Annotated in this window: 13 protein-coding genes; 6 read left to right on the top strand and 7 right to left on the bottom strand. The window is 63.2% G+C overall.

Annotated elements, in window-relative coordinates; translation table 11 throughout:
- Nucleotides 1–58: 58 nt before the first annotated feature.
- Complete coding sequence (locus CRO59_RS15245; protein WP_027613400.1) at nucleotides 59–874, top strand: alpha/beta fold hydrolase; 816 nt, start codon at nucleotides 59–61, stop codon at nucleotides 872–874.
- Nucleotides 875–987: 113 nt separating this feature from the next.
- Here the strand turns inward: CRO59_RS15245 and dsbG are convergent, their stop codons facing one another.
- From dsbG to dsbD, 3 genes are read right to left on the bottom strand one after another with little or no spacing between them, the layout of a single operon-like run.
- Nucleotides 988–1,758, bottom strand: coding sequence for a thiol:disulfide interchange protein DsbG (gene dsbG, locus CRO59_RS15240; protein ID WP_027613399.1), 771 nt, complete (start codon nucleotides 1,756–1,758; stop codon nucleotides 988–990).
- A complete protein-coding gene (locus tag CRO59_RS15235) occupies nucleotides 1,734–2,603 on the bottom strand; it encodes a TlpA disulfide reductase family protein (protein ID WP_003226672.1) in 870 nt (289 codons plus the stop codon). Before CRO59_RS15235 ends, dsbG begins: the two co-directional genes overlap by 25 nt.
- Nucleotides 2,604–4,337 carry a protein-disulfide reductase DsbD gene (gene dsbD / locus CRO59_RS15230; RefSeq protein WP_097088265.1) on the bottom strand — a complete coding sequence of 578 codons (1,734 nt, stop codon included), beginning with the start codon at nucleotides 4,335–4,337 and terminating at the stop codon, nucleotides 2,604–2,606.
- Between the two features lie 153 nt (nucleotides 4,338–4,490).
- Here dsbD and CRO59_RS15225 point away from each other — a divergent pair, with 153 nt between their 5' ends.
- The 5 genes from CRO59_RS15225 to CRO59_RS15205 all read left to right on the top strand — a co-directional run bounded on the left by CRO59_RS15225 (nucleotide 4,491) and on the right by CRO59_RS15205 (nucleotide 9,060).
- Nucleotides 4,491–5,171 (top strand): response regulator, encoded by a 681-nt coding sequence (locus CRO59_RS15225; RefSeq protein WP_096794987.1) that lies wholly within the window; start codon nucleotides 4,491–4,493, stop codon nucleotides 5,169–5,171.
- On the top strand, nucleotides 5,171–6,493 hold the full coding sequence (locus CRO59_RS15220) for an ATP-binding protein (RefSeq protein WP_097088264.1): 1,323 nt from the start codon (nucleotides 5,171–5,173) through the stop codon (nucleotides 6,491–6,493). The genes CRO59_RS15225 and CRO59_RS15220 overlap by 1 nt, the downstream gene beginning before the upstream one ends.
- A gap of 217 nt (nucleotides 6,494–6,710) precedes the next feature.
- Entirely contained in the window at nucleotides 6,711–7,196 is a 486-nt protein-coding gene (locus CRO59_RS15215) for a GNAT family N-acetyltransferase (protein WP_097088262.1), read from the top strand.
- A gap of 143 nt (nucleotides 7,197–7,339) precedes the next feature.
- Nucleotides 7,340–8,752 (top strand): aspartate aminotransferase family protein, encoded by a 1,413-nt coding sequence (locus CRO59_RS15210; RefSeq protein ID WP_097088259.1) that lies wholly within the window; start codon nucleotides 7,340–7,342, stop codon nucleotides 8,750–8,752.
- 83 nt (nucleotides 8,753–8,835) lie between these two features.
- Nucleotides 8,836–9,060, top strand: coding sequence for an MbtH family protein (locus CRO59_RS15205; RefSeq protein ID WP_003226665.1), 225 nt, complete (start codon nucleotides 8,836–8,838; stop codon nucleotides 9,058–9,060).
- A 186-nt stretch (nucleotides 9,061–9,246) separates the two neighbouring features.
- Here the strand turns inward: CRO59_RS15205 and CRO59_RS15200 are convergent, their stop codons facing one another.
- The 4 genes from CRO59_RS15200 to CRO59_RS15185 are packed head-to-tail and all read right to left on the bottom strand — an operon-like array spanning nucleotide 9,247 to nucleotide 12,826.
- On the bottom strand, nucleotides 9,247–10,152 hold the full coding sequence (locus CRO59_RS15200) for a metal ABC transporter solute-binding protein, Zn/Mn family (RefSeq protein WP_097088257.1): 906 nt from the start codon (nucleotides 10,150–10,152) through the stop codon (nucleotides 9,247–9,249).
- Nucleotides 10,153–11,052, bottom strand: coding sequence for a metal ABC transporter permease (locus tag CRO59_RS15195; protein WP_003226663.1), 900 nt, complete (start codon nucleotides 11,050–11,052; stop codon nucleotides 10,153–10,155).
- A complete protein-coding gene (locus CRO59_RS15190) occupies nucleotides 11,052–11,900 on the bottom strand; it encodes a metal ABC transporter ATP-binding protein (protein WP_097088256.1) in 849 nt (282 codons plus the stop codon). The genes CRO59_RS15195 and CRO59_RS15190 overlap by 1 nt, the downstream gene beginning before the upstream one ends.
- Nucleotides 11,897–12,826, bottom strand: coding sequence for a metal ABC transporter substrate-binding protein (locus tag CRO59_RS15185; RefSeq protein ID WP_097088254.1), 930 nt, complete (start codon nucleotides 12,824–12,826; stop codon nucleotides 11,897–11,899). Before CRO59_RS15185 ends, CRO59_RS15190 begins: the two co-directional genes overlap by 4 nt.
- Nucleotides 12,827–12,838 lie beyond the last annotated feature (12 nt).

Raw genomic sequence — 12,838 nt, 5'->3', positions numbered from 1 at the left:
ACGATCATGAACCGGCAGCTCAGTCTGCCGGTTCTCTTTTTTGTCTCGGGGGTGGTCGATGCCTTTCTTCACGGTTGACGGACAAGCGCTGCACTACATTGATCAAGGCACCGGCCCGGCCGTGTTGCTGGCGGGCAGCTATCTGTGGGACACGGCCATGTGGGCGCCGCAGATCGCTGCGCTGTCGCCGCACTACCGGGTGATTGCGCTGGACCTGTGGGGCCACGGCGAATCCGGGCGCTTGCCGCAAGGCACCACCTCGCTGGATGACATCGCGCGGCAGGTCGAGGCCTTGCTCGACCACCTGCAGATCGAGCAGATAACGCTGGCGGGGCTGTCAGTCGGCGGCATGTGGGGCGTGCGTCTGGCGTTGTCGGCACCGCAACGGATCAACGGTCTGGTACTGCTCGACACCTACGTCGGCGTCGAGCCTGAGCCAACCCGTCAGTACTATTTCTCGCTGTTCAAGCAGATCGAGGAAAGCGGCGAGATTGCGCCTCAGTTGCTCGACATCGTGGTGCCGATCTTCTTCCGCCCGGGCATCGATCCGCAGTCGGCGCTGTATCAGGACTTCCGCGCCAAACTGGCGGCCTACACCGCGGATCGCCTGCGCGAAAGCATCGTGCCGATGGGGCGTATCACCTTCAGCCGTGATGATCTGTTGCCGCGCCTGGGCGAACTGAATGCCGCGACCACCCTGGTGCTGTGCGGCGATCAGGACAAACCGCGACCGCCGTCGGAGGCACAGGAAATGGCTGAATTGATCGGTTGCCCGTGGGTGCTGGTGCCGGAGGCGGGGCATATTTCCAGCCTGGAGAATCCGCAGTTTGTGAGCGAGGTGTTGTTTACTTTTTTGGCTGAGCGCAACCGCTAAACCGTGTCATCGTTCTTTTCGCGAGCAAGCCCGCTCCCACAGTGACCGCGGTGATCCCTGTGGGAGCGGGCTTGCTCGCGAAGAGGCCCGATCAGGCAATAAAGAAGCCGGACTCACTTTGGCCCGAGAATTTTCGCCAGTTTCTCCGGCGAAGGCGCGCCTTGCTGCTGTTGCAGCTCACCCTTGTCATCCATGTAGAAAATCGCCGGCGTCGCCTGCAGTTCCAGGTCTTCCATCAACTGCATGTTGGCGGCCAGTTTGGTCTGCACCGCTTTTGGAATGTCTTTCAACGGCTTCAGGGTGCTGGCCTTGCCGGCCTTTTCGTGATCTTCCAGGGCCTTGGCCGGATCTTTCGCCGCCAGCAGCGCGGCGGATTTCGCCGGGCTGTCTTCGCGGATGATCCCGACCATGATGTGCCGCAGCTGCACCTTGCCGGCCTTGACCCATGGTCGCGCCTGTTCCCAGAACATGTTGCAGTACGGACAGTTGGGATCGCTGAACAGGTACACGGTGCGCGGCGCGTCCTTGTTGCCGTCCTGAATCCAGTTGCTGGCTTCGAACTTGCCCCAGATTTCCTTGGCCATCGGCGCATAGACCAGTTTCTGCAACGGCTCGCTGCTCAGATCCTTGCCGTCGGCGTCGTACAGATTGCCGAGCAGCACGTGTTTCCCGTCCGGCGTCAGGTACAACGCCATGCCACGGTTCTGGTACTGCGCCGCATAACCACGCAAGCCGTCCGGGGCGTCGAACTGGCCGACGATTTTTGCGCCCTTGGCTTCGATCTGCTTGATCGCGGCGGGCAATTCTTCGGCGGCCTGCACCGACGGCAGGTGCAGCAGGGCAGTGCCCAGAGTCAGCGTCAGCAGGTGGCGGAGGCGGGGCATGGCAGTTTCCTTGCAGAGGTGGCCGGTGCGGCGGTTGGATTCGGGATGTCGAAATTTTCCAGGGCGCGGGCCAGGCTGGCGTTCGACAGTTCGCCCAGATGACTGCTCAGCAAGCGACCGTCAGGGCTATAGAACAGCGTAGTCGGCAACGCCATGGAGCCCACGGCCTGACCCAGTCGACCGCTGCGGTCGAACAGCACGTTGTTCAGGCTCAGGCCCTGGGTTTCCAGGAAGGTGGCAACGCTTTGCATGCTTTCGGCCTGATTGACGAACAGAAAGGTCAGGTCCGGGCGTTGTTGTTGAGCGTTTTCCAGCACCGGCATCTCGCGCCGGCACGGTGGGCACCAGGTTGCCCAGAGGTTGATCACCAATGGTCCGCCCTGATAGTCGCTGAGCTGGATGGTCTCCCCGGCGGCGTTGCGCAGGGTGATTTCCGGCAGGCGCGTGCCTTGTTCGTAGATGTTCAGTGACAGGGTCGCCAACAACCAGAACAGCACGCCGCTGGCCACGCCAAACCCCAATGGCCGACGCAGGCCCGGGCGACGCCAGCCGCGATAGAGAGCGGCGAGCAGCAGCACGATCACCCCCGGCCAGGCGAGGAATCCACCATCGCGCAGGTCGATGATCTGCCACGGATCGTTGCGATAGTGGCCCCAGTACAGGGCGACAAACGCCACGCGTGCCGCGAGCATGCCCAGCAGAAACAGGCTGAACAGCGCCGACTCGGGGTTATCGCCGCCACGCTTGGCCACCCGCCAGCCGACAAAGGTCGCCAGCGCCAGGGCACTGATCAGCAGCAGGTGGTTAAGCGCGATGGCAAAGGTGCCGAGGGTGAACGTCAGCATTTAATTGGCGTCTCGGGTGGTGGTCCAGCGTTGCAGGAACGTCTCGGCATCCACCTCACCGGTGATGCGCTGGCTACGTCGTTCTTCGCCGTCGGTGCCGATCCAGACAAAACTCGGTGGCCCCGGGACTTTGTAGCGGCCGAGCAGCTCGCGGCTGGCGGCATTATCGGCAGTGACGTCGAGGCGCAGCAGGCGCACATCGCTGAGTGCCTGCATGACCTTGTCCTTGCCGAACACCTGTTTTTCCATGACTTTGCACGACACGCACCAGTCGGCGTAGTAATCGAGCAGCACCCACTGGCCCTGAGCCTTGGCGCTATCCAGTTCGCGCTGCAGGGCGGCCGGATCCTTGATCGTGGTGAACGCGTCATGCCCGCTCGGCGTGGTGCTGGCGACTCGGCCGGCGCTGTACACCTGCAGCGGTTGATACGGGTCGTCGCTGCCACCGGCGGCACCGATCAGCAGCAGGCTGCCCCACAACCCGAGCAACAGCGAGCTGGCGCCGAACACTTGGGCGACCCGGCCGAAGCCGTCCGATTGCTTCCAGGCGCAGAACGCGGCGATCAGCAGCAGTGCGCCACACAGGCCCAGCCACAGCGACGAGTCCAGCACCGGGCGCAGCATCAGCAGCGCGGTCGCGAGGAACAGGAAACCGAAGATGCCCTTGAGCAGGTTCATCCACGCGCCAGGTTTCGGCAGGAAGCGATTGCCGACGGTCACCAACAGCAACAGCGGCACCCCGATACCGATGCCCAACGCGAACAGAATCAAGCCACCGTGCAGCGCATTGCCGCTCTGCGCGATGTACAGCAAAGCGCCGGCCAGTGGCGCGGTCATGCACGGGCCGACCAACAGACCGGACAACGCGCCGAGCACCCCGGCACCGATCAGGCTGCCGCCGCTGCGACTGCGCGAAGCGTGTTCGAGGCGGTCACGCAGGGCCACCGGCAATTGCAATTCAAAGAAGCCGAACATCGGCAACGCCAATAGCACGAACACTGCAGCGAAGGCACCGAGCAGCCACGGATTTTGCAGCCAGGCCTGCAGGTTGGCGCCGAGCAGCGCGGCGATTACTCCCATCGCCGCATACACCAGCGCCATGCAGATCACATAGCTGCTGGCCAGGGCGAACCCACGGCGCGGAGTGGCACCACTGCCGACAATCATGCCCGCCAGAATCGGCAGCATCGGCAACGAACAAGGGGTGAACGCCAGCAACAGGCCGAGGCCGAAAAACACCAGCAGGCTCCAGCCCAGCGCCCGTTGTTGCAGGCTGCTGGCCAGGGCCTGATCCGGTGCTTCGGCACTGGCCGTTGGCGTCGCTTTGCCGCCCAGATCGATGACCCGGGTCTGCGGCGGATAACACAGGCCGGCATCGGCGCAGCCCTGGTAACTGACCTTGATCTGACCGCTGGCCGAGGCCGGGACTTTCACCTCCAGCCCTTGGCGATACACCGGTTGTTCACCGAAGAACTCGTCACTGTGCGACTCGCCCTCGGGCAGCGCCGGCTGCTGCTCTGCCGTCAAACCGTCGAATTTCAGGCGTTTCTGGTACAGGTAATAGCCGTCGGTGATTTGCCAGAACAGCTGGGTTTCCCCGGACTCAAGGCGTTCGGAGGTGAGCACGAAGGCTTTGTCGACCGGGAGAAATTCCGGTTTGGTCTCGAATGGATTGTTTCCCGCCTGGGCCAGGCCGGAGATCAGCAGTGCAAACAAAAGAAAAAAATGACGCATGGAGGAGCCTTGTCCCTGTGCAAGTGTGGGCACAATGGTGGATGGCGATTAACCGATGATTAACCGTCACGCCCTTGTCGCTGTGGCGTTGGGCGCCATAATGTCAGCTTAATCGGCCAACGGCCTAATCGGCTTTTTTCTACGGGACGGATCATGCACGTACTGGTTTGCGAAGACGATGAACTGATCGCCAGCGGTATCGTTGCCGGTCTCACGGCGCAGGGCTTGACGGTCGAGCACGTCAACACCGCCTCGAAAGCGCGGGCGATGCTCAAGGTCGCCGAATTCGACGTGATGGTGCTCGATCTCGGCCTGCCCGACGAAGATGGCCTCAAGTTGCTGCAACAGCTGCGTCAGCAAGGCCTGGAAATTCCGGTGCTGATCCTGACCGCACGCGACTCGGTCACCGACCGCGTGGATGGCTTGCAGGCCGGGGCTGACGATTACCTGCTCAAACCCTTCGATCTGCGTGAATTGTTCGCGCGTCTGCAAACCCTGCTGCGCCGGGTCGCCGGGCGCAGCGTCAACCTGATCGAACACGGCGCACTGACCTACGATCCAAGCAGCCGCGAAACCATGTTGGCCGGGCAACCGGTGGACTTGTCGCGCCGCGAGCAATCGCTGTTGCAGGCGCTGCTGCACAACCGTGGCCGAGTGCTGTCCACCGAGCAGTTGAAGGACAGCGTGTACGGTTTCAATGACGAGTTGGAGAGCAACGCCCTCAACGTGCACATCCATCACCTGCGCAGCAAACTCGGCAAGGGTATCGTCGAAACCGTGCGCGGTCTGGGCTATCGCCTCGGGCCGGCCGATGGTGGAGAACAACAGAAGTGATGAGTCTGCGTCTGCGCCTGAGTCTGACCCTCGGCGCCGCGTTCGCCCTGATCTGGGCGCTGGCTGCGGCCTGGATGCTCAGCGACTTGCGCAATCAAATGATGTTTTCCCTCGACCAGCGGCTGGTAGCCTCGGCGCGCATGGTCGCCGGGCTGCTGGAGCAACTGCCGGCGCTGCCGAGCAAGGGCGAGGGCACCCATTTCAGTGCCGAACAATTGAACATTCCCGGCGGCATGGCCTGTCAGGTCAGTTCGTTGCGCGGGGAAATTCTGGCCCGTAGTCACAGCAGTCCCGAGCAAACCCTGGAAGCGGAAAAAATGGGCTTCCACGATCAGATGATCGATGGCGCGCCGTGGCGCAGTTTCACTCTCGCGCGGGGGGACGTGCGGATCACCACGGCCGATCGGCAGATCGAACGCGAAGCGCTGAACATGTCGATCCTGCTGGCGGCCTCGGTGCCGGTGGGCGTGGCGTTGCTCGGTTGCCTGTGCCTGTTGTGGCTGGGCATCGGCCAGGGGCTGGCGCCGCTCAATCGGCTGCGCGAAGCACTGATGCGACGTAATGCCGACTCGCTTGAGCCGCTGCAATTGCAATCATTTCCCAGCGAACTGAAACCGTTGCTCGATACGCAGAACCAGCTGTTCCAGCGCATCGGCAAGACCATCGAGCGTGAACGCCGCCTGACCGGTGATGCCGCCCACGAACTGCGCAGCCCGTTGACGGCGATCAAGACCCACCTGCAAGTGGCACGCATGACCGAAGGCAGTGCCCGTGATCAGTCGCTGGCCCGGGCCGAGGAGGGCGCCGACCGCATGCACCGCACCCTGGAGCAACTGCTGTTGCTGGCGCGGGTCGAGGGCAGTCTGTCGTTCGATGACGGCGTGCAGTGCAGCGCCGAACAGGTGGCGAAACTTGCGATGCAGGATGCGGCCGGCGGCGAGCGTCAGCGCATCAAGCTGCAATTGCCCAGGCAGCTCTCCAGTGCGCCCGTGCAAATGCCGGCGGTGCTGTCGATTGCCGCGTTGCGCAATCTGCTCGACAACGCCCTGCGCCATACCCCGGCGGATGCTGAGGTGGAGCTGAGCCTGGAAACGGTCGGCCAGCGCGCCCGTTTTGTGGTGCGCGACCACGGCCCGGGGATTGCGGCGGAAGATCTGCAGCACCTGACCCAACGCTTCTGGCGCAACGGCCAGAGCACCGGCTGCGGACTGGGCCTGGCCATCGTGCAAGCCATCGTCCAGCGCTGCGCCTGCACCCTGCATTTCGACAGCCGGCCGGATGGCTTGCGCGTCGAGTTGACCATGCCGCTGCAACCTGTCTGAACCAGCAAAAATCCCCTGTGGGAGCGGGCTTGCTCGCGAAGGCGTCCGGTCAGTCGACAGGTTGCTGACTGGCACGCCGCCTTCGCGAGCAAGCCCGCTCCCACATTAGGGGATTTGTGGTGTGGCACATCAAATGTAACGTCTCTGCGTTGGTGATTCGCCAGCCTCGGCGTTAAGGTCGGGGCTGCTCTGACTCAATGGATTGAGGGAACGCGCCATGGAAGCATCGATCTGCATCTGCCCGGCGAAACCTGCCGACGCCGGCATCATCAGTCGCATCATCGAGCGATCGATTCGCGTCGGTTGTGCGCTCGAACACCGCAACGATCCGCAACTGGTCAGCCGCTGGATCGGCCGACAATCTGCCGACGTCATCAGCGCGCACCTTGCCGACCCGCATTGCTACCTGAATATCGCCTTGTTGCAGGACAAACCGGTGGGTGTCGGCATGGCCACGGCCAGCGGTGAGATAGGCTTTTGTCATGTGCAGCCGGAATGGTTTCGCCGTGGCGCAGGGCGCGCCCTGATGGCCGACCTTGAAGGCTGGCTGCGGATTCGGGGTGTGCCGCAGGCGCGCATCGCCAGCACCCGTAGCGGCGCGGCTTTTTATCGGCATCTGGGCTACTGCGATGCAGTGCCACGCGCCAGCGATCAGGGCTTGCACCGCGTTACGCTGCACAAGCTGTTGCCATTGTCCGACTGACATCTCGATCAAGGGTCTAAATCCTCGCCCCGCTTAAGCGTTTCCAGAACAGGAAAACCTGCATGTGCGCCCCGCGACCGGAACGCGCACCTGTGCGGTGTGCAGTTTTGGTCACTATCCATAGCGTATTGAGGGGTCGAGAGATGTCAGTCGCCACCAGCCTTATCGAAGAGTCGTCGGCCCGGATCAGCTCCGCGCCGGCGGAAACCCTGTATCAGTTCAACGAATCACCACTGCTGGCCCGGCAGAGCCAGCAGGAATCCAACGCCCGCAGCTACCCGCGGCGCATTCCATTGGCACTCAAGCGCGCCAAAGGCCTGTACGTCGAGGATGTCGAAGGCCGCACCTTCATCGACTGCCTGGCCGGTGCCGGGACTCTGGCGTTGGGGCACAACCATCCGGTGGTGATCGAGGCTATTCAGCAAGTACTGGCGGATGAATTGCCGCTGCACACCCTCGACCTGACCACGCCAGTGAAGGATAAGTTCGTCCAGGACCTGTTCGGTTTGCTGCCGCCAGCACTGGCGGCCGAAGCGAAAATCCAGTTCTGCGGCCCGACCGGTACCGATGCGGTGGAAGCCGCGTTGAAACTGGTGCGCACCGCCACCGGGCGCAGCACGGTGTTGTCGTTCTCCGGCGGTTATCACGGCATGAGCCAGGGCGCATTGAGCCTGATGGGCAGTCTGGGGCCAAAAAAGCCGCTGGGCGCCTTGCTCAGCAACGGTGTGCAATTCATGCCGTTCCCTTATGACTATCGTTGCCCGTTCGGTCTCGGCGGCGCGGCCGGGGTCAAAGCCAACCTGAGTTATCTGGAAAACCTGCTCAACGATCCTGAAGCCGGCGTGCAGTTGCCGGCAGCGGTGATCGTCGAAGCGGTGCAGGGCGAGGGCGGGGTGATTCCGGCCGATATCGAGTGGCTGCGCGGCTTGCGTCGAATCACCGAAAAGGCCGGTGTGGCGCTGATCGTCGACGAGATCCAGAGCGGTTTCGCGCGTACCGGCAAGATGTTTGCCTTCGAACACGCCGGTATCGTCCCGGATGTGGTGGTGTTGTCCAAAGCTATCGGCGGCAGCCTGCCGCTGGCGGTGGTGGTTTATCGCGACTGGCTCGACACCTGGCAACCGGGCGCCCATGCGGGCACGTTCCGTGGCAATCAGATGGCGATGGCCGCCGGTTCCGCGGTGATGCGTTATCTGCTTGAGCACAAGGTCTGCGAACACGCCGCCGCCATGGGCGAACGCCTGAGCGAACACCTGCGCATCCTGCAACGCGACTTCCCGCAACTGGGCGACATTCGTGGTCGTGGCTTGATGCTCGGCGTCGAACTGGTTGACCCGAACGGCGCGCCGGATGCGCTCGGTCACCCACCCGCGTTCGCGCGTCTGGCACCGCTGGTGCAGCGCGAATGCCTCAAGCGTGGGCTGATTCTCGAACTGGGCGGCCGGCATGGTGCGGTGGTGCGCTTCCTGCCGCCGCTGGTGATCACCGCCGCCGAAATCGACCGCGTCGCCGAGATCTTCGGCCGGGCCCTGGCCGCCGCCACCGCCGCCGAGTAAATTTTTCGCAGCGCCGAACGTTCTTACTACATACCCGGCTGCACCCCCGGTGCAGCCCACCCTTACAACGATGGAGAACCAGCATGACGTCAGTATTCGACCGCGAGGACATCCTCTTTCAGGTCGTGGTCAACCACGAAGAGCAATACTCGATCTGGCCGGATTACAAAGCCGTGCCGGAAGGCTGGCGCACCGTGGGCAAGAGCGGCCTGAAGAAGGAATGCCTGGCCTATATCGAAGAAGTCTGGACCGACATGCGTCCGCTGAGCCTGCGGCAGAAGATGGAAGGGCAGGCGGCTGCTCAGTAATCTGCCAGGCAAAAACAAACCCGCTGGACTGGTGACAGGCAGCGGGTTTTTTCATTGCTCGCAATGGTGTTGTTCTGGCGGGCCTCTTCGCGAGCAAGCCCGCTCCCACATTGGATCTGCGCTGCACACAACCCCCCTGTGGGAGCGGGCTTGCTCGCGAAGAACGATAACGCGGTGTAACTGAAGCTACGCCCCGCTCAACCCCTTGAGCAACAAATCCACATTCCCCTCCAGCTCCGCCACCGGGTCCGCTGCATCGGTACTCAACACCAGCAGATGACTCCCCGACTCGGCAATCGCCGCTTTCACAGCCTCCGACGGCTGACGATGATGCAGCACCAGCGCCACGTCGTTGTCCTTCAGCGTCGCCGTGAGCTTCTTCAGATCTTCGGCTGTCCACTCGGCATCTGCTCGCGCGTCCTGGCCGATCAGCTCCAGATTGAGGCTGCCGATCAGATAACCGAAGTGATCGCTGAGGCTCAGCACACTGAGGTTGTCAGCCTCAGCCAGACGCGCTTCGCTGTCGGCACTGAGCTTGAGCAGGCGCTGTTTCAGCGCCGCCAGATTGGCCTCGATCTTCGGTTTGGCCGACGGCGCCAGACGCACCAGGTCTGCCGCGATCACATCAGCCATCCGTCCCATGTTGTTGCTCGCCAGCCATGGCTGACTGTTCAAGCCATCGACCTTCAGCCCCGGTTGCACGGCGATCCCCGGCAGGGCGCCATCCACCGGGCGCGCCGCGTCGACTTCGACAATGCGAATGTTGCTGCGTCGCGCGATCGGGTACAGCGGATCATCGGCCCACAGCGAGCGCACGCCGATCACCGCGTCGGCATTGCTCGCCAGTTTGCCCAGCGCCGGAGCGCCGCGACCGGTGAAGTATGCGGTCTGACGGCTGCCCGGCAGATTCGCCGGGGCCGCGCGTTCCAGGCTGACGTCGGTGCCTTTGAGCAGCACTTCGCCGAGGCCGTAGGTGATGGGCAACGAGGCCAGTACGCGCAGCGGTTGAGGGTTTTCAGCCGCCAGCAACGGGCTGCCGACCACGCCGCACAGGGCCATGGCCAGGGTCAGTTTTCGCAGTGAGAAGATCATTTATCCAAGGTTCCCTTTCAGACTCGGGACAACCCCGCGCGCAATGGCGGCGAGGGCGAAGGCGATGCCGGCGACCAGAATGATCGCGGCGCCGGACGGAATCGGCAGATCGAAGACGATCGGCGCGAGGATCCCGCACAGCGTGCTGACGGTGGCAATCAGTACCGAACACCAGAAGAAGCCCTTGAGCGACTGGCTGAGCAAACGCGCGGCCGCCGCCGGAATCACCAGCAACGCGCCGACCAGAATCGCGCCGATGACCTTCACCGCCGCGACGGTGATCAGCGTCACCAGAATCACGAACAGGTAATCCAGAGTCTTCACCGCCACGCCGCGCACCGCCGCCAGTTGCGGGTTGAAACTGGCGAGCATGATCCGGTTGTACAAAGGCAGCGCCAGGGCCATGACCAGCGAACCGACGATGGCCAGCACCAGCAGGTCATTGCCGTTGACGGTGAGCACCGAACCGAACAGCACGTTCTCCAGAATGTGCACGTTGATCTTGCCGGCCAGAATCAACAACAGGCTCGCGCCGAGCGCCAGCGACACCGAGAGGAACACACCGATCAGCGTATCCGGCGCCAGGCCGGTACGGTTGCGCAGGTAATTGAGCAGGATGCCGAACAGCAGGCAGTAACCGAACAGGCTGCCGTATGGCCCGGTGTAGGGTTCGCCGAGCAGAATGCCGATGGCCACGCCGGTCAGTGCTGCGTGCCCGACCGCTTCGGAGAAAAACGCGAAGCGCTTGACCACCACCAGCGTGCCGAGGCCACCGAGCACCGGGCCGATCAACAGGCCGGCGAGCAATGCGTTGACCACAAAACCGTAGGCCAGCGCTTCCGGCAGGTAACCGGACGACGCCCAGCCCTGAACCATCAAACGAAAGGCTTCGTAACTCATCAGACCGCGCTCCGTGGATGGGTGGAAAACAGACTCAGCAGACGCTCCGGAGTCAGCGCCTGTTGCGGCGTGGCGTCGAACAGCACGCGGCGGTTGAGACCGGTGACCCGGTCGGCCAGACGCTTGACCGCTTCCAGATCGTGCTCGATCCACAGCACGGTGATGCCAGCGGCGCGCCAGTCGCCGAGCAGGCGTTCGAAGACCTGGATCCCGGCTTCGTCGAGGGCCGACATCGGCTCATCCAGCACCAGCAATTGCGGGGCCGGGATCAAGCCTTGAGCGAGCAACACGCGCTGCCGTTCGCCACCGGACAAAGCGCCCATGCGCCGCTTGCGTTTGTCCTGCATGCCGACCCGTTCCAGCGCCTCACCGATGGCGTTGGCGTAGTGCTTGCTCAAGCCGAGAAACGCCGGGCGGCGCTGGCACATGGCGGCCATGAAGTCGTCGACGGTCATCGGCAGGCCACGATCGAACTCCAGCGCCTGCGGCACGTAGCCGATGGTGCCGGGTTGGCCGGGCCAGTGCAGGCTCAGTTGACCCTGATGCGGCATTTGCCCGAGCAAGGTCTTGATCAGCGAACTCTTGCCGCCGCCGTTGGGGCCGACCAGGGCGTGGACGTGACCGGGCTGAACCTGGAAGGTCACGTTGTCGAGGATCGTGGTGCGCCCGAGGGTCAGAGAGACTCCCGCAAAATCCAGAGTCGGCCCACTTACCCTCTGTAGGAGTAAGCCTGCTCGCGATAGCGGTGTGTCATTCAACGATGTGGTTGACTGGCCGGACGCTTTCGCGAGCAGGCTCACTCCTACAGGGGAGGTGGAGTCATCTGAGAGGGATTCTTTTGCTGTCATGCCCCGGACTCCTGAATCGCCCGCACCACGGTGTCGAGGTTGCCGGTCATTTCCTTCTCATATTTGTCGGCGCTGTATTCGCCATAGGAAATGTGCGACAGCGGGTACAGCTTCACCCCGGACTCACGCTGGATGGTCTCGACGTAAGTCGAGGGGAAATCCATCTCGGAGAAGATCACCTTCACGTCGAGTTCGCGCAGTTGGTCGATGGTCTTTTTCAACTGGCTCGGGCTCGGTTCGATGCCGTGGGCCGGTTCGACCACGGCCGTCACTTCCAGGCCGAATTCGCGCAGCAGATAGTCGTAGGCCGCATGCACCGTGGCCACACGCAGTTCGGCGTTCGGTGCCTGAGTCAGTTTGGCCAGCGCATCGGCGCGCATCTGCCGCAGGCGTTTGCCGTAGGCGCGGGCGTTCTGGGTGTAGGTCCTGGCGTTGTCCGGGTCGAGTTTGCCCAGCTCGCGGGCGATGTTGTTGACCTGGGCAATCGAGGCGCTGATCGACAGGAAGGTGTGCGGGTTGACCACTTTGCCGGCGCCGCGCGCAGCGGTACCGGTGGCCGCCAGCAGCGGCACGTTTTCGTTGGCTTCGATGGTCTTGATGTTCGGCGTTTCGCTGGCGGCGATCATGCGGTCGGCGAAGTCGTCATGACCGACCCCGTTGAGCACGATCACGTCCAGCCCGCTGATGCGCTTGATGTCTTCGGCGCGTGGCTCGTAGGCGTGCGGGTTGAAGCCGGCGGGAATCAGCGGCACCACCTCGGCCTTGTCGCCGACGATATTCGCCACATAGCTGTAATACGGGTGCAGGGTGATGCCGATGCGCAGGCGTTTGCCCGGATCGGCGCTGGCCAGCGGGCTCAGCAGGCACGCGCACAGGCCTAACAGCAGTGTGCGCAGGAGGGGACGGCGAGTCAGGGAAATAAGCATGGGCAAGCGGTC

This window comes from Pseudomonas sp. LAMO17WK12:I5, assembly GCF_900215165.1.
GTDB classification, from domain to species: domain Bacteria; phylum Pseudomonadota; class Gammaproteobacteria; order Pseudomonadales; family Pseudomonadaceae; genus Aquipseudomonas; species Aquipseudomonas putida_A.
This window is presented reverse-complemented; position numbering and strand designations above follow the sequence as displayed.

What these genes read in the sequence shown, in the direction of transcription:
- CRO59_RS15245 (WP_027613400.1), top strand. Translation starts at nt 59, where the DNA reads ATGCCTTTCTTCACGGTTGACGGACAAGCGCTGCACTACATTGATCAA.
- dsbG (WP_027613399.1), bottom strand. Translation starts at nt 1,758, where the DNA reads ATGCCCCGCCTCCGCCACCTGCTGACGCTGACTCTGGGCACTGCCCTG.
- CRO59_RS15235 (WP_003226672.1), bottom strand. Translation starts at nt 2,603, where the DNA reads ATGCTGACGTTCACCCTCGGCACCTTTGCCATCGCGCTTAACCACCTG.
- dsbD (WP_097088265.1), bottom strand. Translation starts at nt 4,337, where the DNA reads ATGCGTCATTTTTTTCTTTTGTTTGCACTGCTGATCTCCGGCCTGGCC.
- CRO59_RS15225 (WP_096794987.1), top strand. Translation starts at nt 4,491, where the DNA reads ATGCACGTACTGGTTTGCGAAGACGATGAACTGATCGCCAGCGGTATC.
- CRO59_RS15220 (WP_097088264.1), top strand. Translation starts at nt 5,171, where the DNA reads ATGAGTCTGCGTCTGCGCCTGAGTCTGACCCTCGGCGCCGCGTTCGCC.
- CRO59_RS15215 (WP_097088262.1), top strand. Translation starts at nt 6,711, where the DNA reads ATGGAAGCATCGATCTGCATCTGCCCGGCGAAACCTGCCGACGCCGGC.
- CRO59_RS15210 (WP_097088259.1), top strand. Translation starts at nt 7,340, where the DNA reads ATGTCAGTCGCCACCAGCCTTATCGAAGAGTCGTCGGCCCGGATCAGC.
- CRO59_RS15205 (WP_003226665.1), top strand. Translation starts at nt 8,836, where the DNA reads ATGACGTCAGTATTCGACCGCGAGGACATCCTCTTTCAGGTCGTGGTC.
- CRO59_RS15200 (WP_097088257.1), bottom strand. Translation starts at nt 10,152, where the DNA reads ATGATCTTCTCACTGCGAAAACTGACCCTGGCCATGGCCCTGTGCGGC.
- CRO59_RS15195 (WP_003226663.1), bottom strand. Translation starts at nt 11,052, where the DNA reads ATGAGTTACGAAGCCTTTCGTTTGATGGTTCAGGGCTGGGCGTCGTCC.
- CRO59_RS15190 (WP_097088256.1), bottom strand. Translation starts at nt 11,900, where the DNA reads ATGACAGCAAAAGAATCCCTCTCAGATGACTCCACCTCCCCTGTAGGA.
- CRO59_RS15185 (WP_097088254.1), bottom strand. Translation starts at nt 12,826, where the DNA reads ATGCTTATTTCCCTGACTCGCCGTCCCCTCCTGCGCACACTGCTGTTA.